The organism is Microbacterium sp. HJ5, from assembly GCF_054824025.1.
Genome location: NZ_JSYE01000051.1, coordinates 1 through 1,161, shown reverse-complemented (window position 1 = coordinate 1,161; position 1,161 = coordinate 1). Strand labels below are relative to the sequence as shown.

The 1,161-nt window shown below is 70.9% G+C and carries 1 protein-coding gene; it reads left to right on the top strand.

Features of this window, described 5'->3' with window-relative positions; all coding sequences use genetic code 11:
• Positions 1–1,056, top strand: a 1,056-nt coding sequence (locus OB08_RS16130) for an FGGY-family carbohydrate kinase (RefSeq protein ID WP_461476526.1), incomplete at its 5' end; no start/stop codon positions are given.
• Positions 1,057–1,161 lie beyond the last annotated feature (105 nt).

Below are 1,161 nucleotides of genomic sequence, written 5' to 3'. Positions count from 1 at the left end.
GTCGGCGACGCGTCGGGCATGTTCCCGATCGACGCGGCGACCAACGACTACGACGCGCCGATGCTCGAGAAGTTCGACCGCCTGGTGTCGGAGCGGGCCTTCGGGCTGCAGGTCTCCGACCTGCTTCCCGAGGTGCTGGTCGCCGGTCAGGAGGCCGGGGAGCTTACCGCCGAGGGTACCGCGCTGCTCGATCCCACCGGAGCCCTGCGGCCCGGCATCCCGCTGTGCCCGCCCGAGGGCGACGCCGGAACCGGCATGGTCGCGACCTGCTCGGTCGCGCCGCGCACCGGCAACGTGAGCGCCGGCACGAGCATCTTCGCGATGGTCGTGCTCGAGCGGCCTCTCGCCAACGTCCACCACGAGCTGGATCTCGTGACTACGCCCGCAGGCGATCCCGTCGCCATGGTGCACTGCAACAACGGCGCCAGCGAGCTCGCGGCGTGGGTGGGACTGTTCTCGCGGTTCGCCACCGTCGGCGGCGGACAGCTCGACTCGGACGACGTGTTCGAGGTGCTGTTCCGCGAGGCGCTCGACGGCGATCCGGACGCAGGCGGCCTCCTCGCCTACAACCACCTCGCCGGCGAGCCGATCGCGGGGATGTCGGAGGGGCGGCCGCTCTTCGTGCGCACCCCCGACAGCCGGCTGACGCTCGCGAACTTCATGCGCGCTCAGATCTACGGCGTGTTCGGCACGCTCGCGCTCGGCATGCGCGTGCTCGAGGGCGAAGGCGTTGAGCTCGACCGGATGTTCGCGCACGGCGGCATGTTCCGCACGGCGGGCGTCGCGCAGCGGTTCCTGGCGGGAGCGCTCGATGCGCCGGTCGCCGTGGCCGAGACCGCGTCGGAGGGCGGCGCCTGGGGCATCGCCGTGCTCGCGGCGTATCTCGCCGAGGCATCCGCCACCGATCTCGACGGCTTCCTGCGCGACCGCGTCTTCCGCGACGCGGCATTCGACACCGTCGACCCGGACGCCGAGGACGTGCCCGGATTCGCCGCCTACCTGTCGACGTACCGCGCCGGGCTCGCCATCGAGCGGGCCGCCGTCCACGCACTCTGACCCTCCCCAGATAGAACCCCACGAAGGATCCCCGATATGACCCGTCAGCCACTTCAGACCTCGCTTGATTCCTATGAGGTGTGGTTCGTCACCGGCAGCCAGAAC